At 69.7% G+C, this 6852-nt stretch carries 5 protein-coding genes; 1 reads left to right on the top strand and 4 read right to left on the bottom strand.

Annotated elements, in window-relative coordinates; genetic code table 11:
* The coding region (locus VJR25_RS04570; RefSeq protein WP_324112982.1) for an ABC transporter substrate-binding protein at positions 1-1245 on the bottom strand (1245 nt) is incomplete at its 3' end.
* A gap of 287 nt (positions 1246-1532) precedes the next feature.
* Here VJR25_RS04570 and VJR25_RS04565 point away from each other — a divergent pair.
* The gene (locus VJR25_RS04565) at positions 1533-2315 is read left to right on the top strand and encodes a type II CAAX endopeptidase family protein (protein WP_324112984.1); all 783 of its coding nucleotides are present in this window, start codon (positions 1533-1535) and stop codon (positions 2313-2315) included.
* Positions 2316-2342: 27 nt separating this feature from the next.
* Here the strand turns inward: VJR25_RS04565 and gcvP are convergent, their stop codons facing one another.
* The 3 genes from gcvP to gcvT are packed head-to-tail and all read right to left on the bottom strand — an operon-like array spanning position 2343 to position 6726.
* The gene (gcvP, locus tag VJR25_RS04560) at positions 2343-5162 is read right to left on the bottom strand and encodes an aminomethyl-transferring glycine dehydrogenase (RefSeq protein ID WP_414683733.1); all 2820 of its coding nucleotides are present in this window, start codon (positions 5160-5162) and stop codon (positions 2343-2345) included.
* A gap of 53 nt (positions 5163-5215) precedes the next feature.
* A complete protein-coding gene (gene gcvH, locus VJR25_RS04555; RefSeq protein WP_324112978.1) occupies positions 5216-5599 on the bottom strand; it encodes a glycine cleavage system protein GcvH in 384 nt (127 codons plus the stop codon).
* On the bottom strand, positions 5596-6726 hold the full coding sequence (gene gcvT, locus VJR25_RS04550; protein WP_324112976.1) for a glycine cleavage system aminomethyltransferase GcvT: 1131 nt from the start codon (positions 6724-6726) through the stop codon (positions 5596-5598). Before gcvT ends, gcvH begins: the two co-directional genes overlap by 4 nt.
* Positions 6727-6852 lie beyond the last annotated feature (126 nt).

Genomic DNA, 6852 nt, shown 5'->3' with positions numbered 1-6852 from the left:
GATGTCCACGTTGTCGTACGCGCTCATGCCGTTGTTCTGGACGGACATGTCGTAGCCCGCGGCGCCCGGCAGGAACATCGTCGACTCGTCGAGCGTGGCCTTGGGGTTGAGCGGCTTGATCAGCTTGTCGACGATCTGCTGGCGCGGGATCGTCTTGAGGAACGCCTCACGCACCTCGAGGGCCTTCTGGGCGTTGCCGCCGTAGGAGGCCGGGTCGAAGGGACCGCCGTTGTTCATGTGCAGGTCGACGTGCTCGTACGAGGCGGCGCTGGTCTGCGTGTACTTGATGCCCGAGGCCTTCTTGATCGAACCGAGGGTGTCGGTCGTCGGCTGGCCGTAGACGATGTCGACCTCACCGTTCTGGAGGGCCTGGATCTGCGCGGTCGGGTCGGTGATGAAGCGGACGGTGATGCTGTCCACCTTCGGCTCCGGTCCGGCCTTGTAGTTCGGGTTCTTGGTGAGGGTCATGTACTGGTTCTTGACGAACGCCGTCACCTGGTACGGGCCGGAGCTGACGAGCAGCTTCTTGTCGCTCGGCATCGAATCGACGACCCACTTGGTGCTCCACGCCTTCGCCATCGCGGCGATCTCCGACGTGTTGTTGTTCTGGAGGGCCGTGATCACCGCCTTGTCGGCGTCGGCGTTGGACAGGTTCTTGCCCGGGAAGGCCTCCTGGTACACGATGTGCGCGGGAAGCTGCGGTGTGAGCAGGCTCTGCTGCCAGTCGACGTAGGGCTGGTCGAAGACGACCGTGACCGTCTTGCCGCCGTTGGAGATCGTCGGAACCTTGGTGATGCCGTCGAGGCCGGTGCCGGCGTTGATCGAGTCGAAGTTCACGGCACCCTTGGGCGCGTTGTACTTCGAGATGCTCGACGCCCACTGGAGCAGGATGTCGGCCGCGTTGATCGGGTCGCCGTCGCTCCACTTCGCGTTGTCGCTCAGCGTGTACTGGATGGTCAGCGGGTTGTCCGAGATCTTCTTGTACGTGCCGTACTTGGTGTTGTCGACGAGCTTGGGAGAGTTGTCGTAGTAGTTGAAGCCGACCCCGTTCATGATGTAGTTCGGGTTCGAGTTGTACGTGCTGTACTGCTCGGAGACGAGCGGGTTCAGCGACGTGACAGCCGAGTTGGATGCGATCGACAGCGATGTCTTCTCGTTGATCGAGCTGCCCTTGGGTGCGGAGCAGCCAGCGAGGACGACGCCCGTTGCAGCCACGGCTGCGACGGCGACGACGGTTCGCTTCATTTTCACTTTTCCTCCTGGTGGGGTGGGCATGCACGACGCCAGCCTCGGCTTCGTCCACGCGAGTTACATACAAGGTAAGCGCGGTTCAGGCCCCCTGCAACACACATCGCATAGCCGTTACCGGATGGTGACCTCTTTAGGCCAAATGATACGCAGTCCCAGGTTCTTTGCGATTGAGTCTCATGCCGCGTCCAGATTGCGGCGCCGCTGCGCAGCTGGGTGGAACGCATCCGAAGCGGTGGGAGGATGCAAGGATGAGCGACACTGCGGTCAGGCATCCGAGACGGATGCCGCACCCCCACGAAGACGTCGTCCCGGCCACGCGACGCGCGGCGCTCTGGTGGGAGGTCGCCATCGTCCTCGGGCTGTCGCTCGGACAGGCCGCGGTCTACTCGATCCTCACGATCGTGCAGCGGCTGTCGTCGTCGACGCCGCTCGGCCGGCAGAGCACGGCGCTGAACACCTCGCTGTCCCCCGTGCCGTGGCTGAACATCACGTACCAGCTGCTCGACGTCGTCTTCTCGCTGATGGCCGTGGCGCTGGTCGTGTACCTGCTCTGGCAGCCGGGTTGCAGTTCCTTCCGCCGCATCGGGCTCGACGCCGCGCGGCCCGCGAAGGACATCGGCGCCGGGGCGCTCCTGTTCCTCGGCATCGGCATCCCCGGCATCGCGCTGTACGCACTCGGGCGCGTGCTGGGCGCCACGGTCGCCGTGCAGGCATCCCCCCTCGGCGCCGCCTGGTGGACCGTGCCGCTGCTCGTGCTCTCGGCCGTGCGTGCGGGTCTTCAGGAGGAGGTGATCATGATCGGCTACCTCTTCACCCGACTGCGCCAGCTCGGCTGGGGGTCCTGGTCGATGATCATCGCGTCGGCGCTCGTGCGCGGCAGCTACCACCTCTACCAGGGCATCGGGCCGTTCGTGGGCAACTTCGTCATGGGCGTCGCGTTCGGCTGGTGCTACCGGCGCTGGGGTCGGACGGCGCCGCTCGTGGTCGCCCACGCGCTCCTGGACATCGCGTCCTTCGTCGGATATCCGCTCGCGGTCGTGCTCTGGCCGCGGGTCTTCGCCTGACCCCGGCCAGAGCACGGCCTCGCTCTTCTACTCGAAGGCCTCCGGCGGCGGGCAGGCGCACACCAGATGGCGGTCGCCGTACGCCTGGTCGATGCGACGCACCGGCGGCCAGTACTTCGTGCGCACCAGGGTGGGCACCGGGTAGACGGCGACCTCGCGGGTGTAGGCGTGCGTCCACTCCCCCATCGCGATCGACTGCGCGGTGTGCGGCGCGTTCACGAGCGGGTTGTCGTCGGCGGCCCACGTGCCCGCAGCCACCTCCAGCGCCTCCGCCTTGATCGCGATCATGGCGTCGACGAACCTGTCGAGCTCGGCGAGGTCCTCCGACTCGGTCGGCTCCACCATGAGCGTGCCCGCCACCGGGAACGACATGGTCGGTGCGTGGAAGCCGTAGTCGATGAGCCGCTTGGCGACGTCGTCCACGGTGACCCCGGTCTCGTCCTTGAGCGGACGCAGATCGAGGATGCACTCGTGCGCGACGAGTCCGTCGGCGCCCGCGTACAGCACCGGGTAGTGCTCGCGCAGCCGGAAGGCGATGTAGTTGGCGGCGAGCACCGCGGCGGCCGTGGCATCCCGCAGTCCCTCCGCCCCCATCATCCGCACATACGCCCAGGAGATGGGCAGGATGCCCGCGGAGCCGTACGGGGCGGCCGAGATCGGCCCGCCCGCGAACACGTACCCGCCGGCGTGGTCGGCACGCTGGGCGAGGCTGTGCGACGGGAGGAACGGCGCGAGGTGCGCCTTGGCGGCGACGGGGCCGACGCCCGGGCCGCCGCCGCCGTGCGGGATCGCGAACGTCTTGTGCAGGTTCAGGTGCGAGACGTCTCCGCCGAGGTCGCCGAAGCGGGCGAAGCCGAGCAGGGCGTTGAGGTTCGCGCCGTCGACGTACACCTGGCCGCCGGCATCGTGCACGGCCTGCGTGATCTCCACCACGTCCTGCTCGTACACGCCGTGCGTGGACGGGTAGGTGATCATGAGCGCGGCGAGGGCGTCGGCGTGCTCGGCGATCTTCGCCCGCAGGTCGTCGAGGTCGACGTTGCCCGCATCGTCGCACGCCACGACGACCACGCGCATGCCCGCGAGCACGGCGGATGCCGCGTTCGTTCCGTGCGCGGACGACGGGATGAGGCAGACCCGCCGGTCCTCGTCGCCGTTCGCGTCGTGGTACCCGCGGATGGCGAGAAGGCCCGCGAGCTCCCCCTGCGAGCCGGCGTTCGGCTGCAGAGACACGGCGTCGTACCCGGTGACTTCGGCGAGCCAGGACTCCAGCTGCTCGATCATCGCGAGATAGCCGTGCACGTCGTGCTCCGGCGCGAAGGGGTGCACCCGCGAGAATTCCGGCCACGACACCGCGGCCATCTCGGTGGCGGCGTTGAGCTTCATCGTGCACGAGCCGAGCGGGATCATGCCGCGGTCGAGCGCGTAGTCGCGATCGGCGAGCTGCTTCAGGTAGCGCATCATCGCCGTCTCGGAGCGGTGCGTGTTGAACACGGGATGCTCGAGGTAGGCGTCCGCGCGGCGCAGCCGGTCCGGAACGCCGGCGATCGGGGTCGCGTCGCCGTACGGCAGGTCGCGCACGTCGCGCTCGTCGGCTTCCGGCAGCCCGAACGCCCAGGCGACGGCTGCGAGGTCGTCGGCGGTGGTGGTCTCATCGACCGAGACACCCACCGTCGCGTCGTCGACGAGCAGCAGCTGGTAGCCCTTCGAGCGCGCGCGGTCGACGACGCGCTGCGCGGGACCCGCCGTGACGACCCGGATGGTGTCGAAGAACGACTCCTCGGTGACGTTCAGCTCGTACGAGCGGAGGCGCTCGGCCAGTGCCTGCGCCTTCTGCGCGGTCTCGCTCGCGATGCGGCGCAGACCGTCCGGGCCGTGGTAGACCGCGTACATCGCGGCCATGACGGCGAGCAGCACCTGGGCGGTGCAGATGTTCGAGGTCGCCTTCTCGCGGCGGATGTGCTGCTCGCGCGTCTGCAGGGCGAGGCGGTAGGCGGGGTGGCCCGCGGCATCCTGCGAGACGCCGACGAGGCGCCCCGGCAGCTGGCGCTCGAGTCCCGCGCGCACGGCCATGTAGCCGGCATGCGGGCCGCCGAAGCCGAGCGGCACGCCGAAGCGCTGCGTGGTGCCGACCGCGACGTCCGCCCCCAGCGACCCGGGCGAGCGCAGCAGGGTGAGCGCGAGCAGGTCGGCGGCCATCACGACGAGGCCGCTCTGCGCGTGCACCGCCGCGACGACCTCGGACGGATCCCACACCCGGCCCGACGCGCCCGGGTACTGGATGAACGCCCCGAACGCCTCGAGCTGCTCGGGGTCGGCGCGATACGTGGTCTCGTGCAGCTCGATGCCGACGGCGGCGGCCCGCTGCGCGAGCAGGTCCTTGGTCTGCGGCAGCGCGTCGGCATCCACGAGGAACACGTTCGACGTCGACTTGGACGCGCGGCGGGCCAGCAGCATCCCCTCGGCGACGGCGGTCGACTCGTCGAGCATCGACGCGTTGGCCGTCGCGAGACCGGTGAGGTCGGTGACCATCGTCTGGAAGTTGATGAGCGCCTCGAGCCGTCCCTGGGAGATCTCGGGCTGGTAGGGCGTGTACGCGGTGTACCAGGACGGGTTCTCGAGCACGTTCCGCGCGATCACCGACGGGGTGAACGTGTCGTAGTAGCCGAGTCCGATCATCGGGCGGGCGACGCGGTTGGCGGATGCCAGGTCGCGCAGCTCGGCGAGGGCCTCCGCCTCGGTGGCCGCCGCCGGGATGGTGCTCGTCGCGCGCGGCGCGGCGTGGATGGATGCCGGCACCGCGCGCTGCACGAGCGCGTCGACGCTGTCGTAGCCGAGGGCGTCGAGCATCGTGCGCTGGGCGGCGGCATCCGTCCCGATGTGGCGTTCGGTGAAAGCGGCGCTCACGCGTCGCCGCCGGTCAGCGCCTCGTACGCGGCGCGGTCGAGGAGGCCGGCGGTGGCGTCCCCGGCGACCTGGATGCGCAGCAGCCAGCCGCCCTCGAAGGGCTCCGCGTTCACGAGCGACGGATCGTCGACGACCGCGTCGTTGACCTCGACGACCGTGCCCGAGACCGGGGCGTAGAGCTCCCCGACCGACTTGGTCGACTCGATCTCGCCGCAGACCTCGGCGGCGGTGACGTCCGTGCCGACCGCGGGGATGTCGACGTAGACGACGTCGCCCAGCTTGTCGGCGGCGAAGTCGGTGATGCCGACGGTCACGACATCGCCGTCGGCGGCGACCCACTCGTGCTCGGCGGTGTAGGACAGGGCGGTGAGGTCGGTCATTTGCTTCTCCGGTAGAAGGGCAGGGCGGTGACGGCCGCGGGGATCTGCGTGCCGCGGACGTCGAGGAACAGGGGAAGGTCTCCGGTCGCGAACGCCGGCTGGACGAACGCCATCGCGATGGGGTGGCCGAGCGTGGGGCTGAGAGCGCCGCTCGTCACCTCGCCGACCGCGTTGCCGTCCGCATCGGTCACGGCGTATCCGGCACGGCCGGCGCGTCGGCCCTCGGCGACGAGTCCGACGAGCACGGGAGCGTCGGCGGCAGGCTCGGTGCGGCCCTTGCCGACGAAGGCGTCCTTGGCGTCCACGACGACACGGCCGAGTCCGGCCTGGGCGGGCTTCATGTCGCGCGACAGCTCGTGTCCGTACAGCGGCATCCCGGCCTCCAGGCGCAGCGTGTCACGCGCGGCGAGGCCGGCGGGGACCAGGCCGAAGGGCTCGCCGGCGGCCAGCACCGCGTCCCAGAGCGCCCCCGCGGCCGCCGTCGGCACGAGCAGCTCGAAGCCGTCCTCGCCCGTGTAGCCGGTGCGTGCGACGAGCACGGACTCCGCGCCGAACGAACCCGGCACCCAGGCGTAGTACTTGAGGTCGTCGAGCTCGGGGATGGAGAGGTCCGGCGTCGCGCGCACGATCTCCTCGGCGCGGGGCCCCTGCACGGCGATGAGGGCGTACGCGTCGCTGACGTCCTCCACGACCACGTCGCCCGACACCCGGGCGGTGAACGCGGCCGCGACGGCGTCGCGGTTGCCGGCGTTCGAGATCACGAGGAACCGGTCGTCGCCCAGGCGGTAGACGATGACGTCGTCGATGATGCTGCCGTCGTCGGCGAGCACCAGCGAGTACTTGGCCTTGCCGATCGCCAGGGCGGACAGCCGTCCCGCGAGGGCATAGTCGAGGAAGGCGCCCGCCTCGGGGCCGGTGACGTCGAACTCGGCCATGTGCGAGATGTCGAAGAGGCCCGCGGCCTGACGCACGGCGTGGTGCTCGGCGAGGTCGGACGTGTAGCGGACGGGCATCATCCAGCCGCCGAAGTCGGTGAAGGATGCCCCGAGCGCTTCGTGGCGGTCTCGCAGGGGCGTGTACCTGCTCGGCTGCGGCGCGCTCTCGCGCGACGCGGGGGATTCTGACATGGCGGCTCCAGACGGGTTCGGGCGCAGGCGTCGATCGACACCTGCACTCCCCCTCTGTCATGGGCCTGAGAGTTTCACCGGGCGGACCCGGCTTTCACCGTCGGCGGATTTCGAAGCGGGAGTCGG

Origin of the sequence: Microbacterium sp. (genome assembly GCF_035277845.1) — a bacterium.
GTDB lineage: Bacteria > Actinomycetota > Actinomycetes > Actinomycetales > Microbacteriaceae > Microbacterium.
This window is presented reverse-complemented; position numbering and strand designations above follow the sequence as displayed.

Excerpts from the sequence above, each read along its gene's own strand:
- VJR25_RS04565 (WP_324112984.1), top strand. The coding sequence starts at position 1,533 with ATGCCGCACCCCCACGAAGACGTCGTCCCGGCCACGCGACGCGCGGCG.
- gcvP (WP_414683733.1), bottom strand. The coding sequence starts at position 5,162 with ATGCTCGACGCCCTCGGCTACGACAGCGTCGACGCGCTCGTGCAGCGC.
- gcvH (WP_324112978.1), bottom strand. The coding sequence starts at position 5,599 with ATGACCGACCTCACCGCCCTGTCCTACACCGCCGAGCACGAGTGGGTC.
- gcvT (WP_324112976.1), bottom strand. The coding sequence starts at position 6,726 with ATGTCAGAATCCCCCGCGTCGCGCGAGAGCGCGCCGCAGCCGAGCAGG.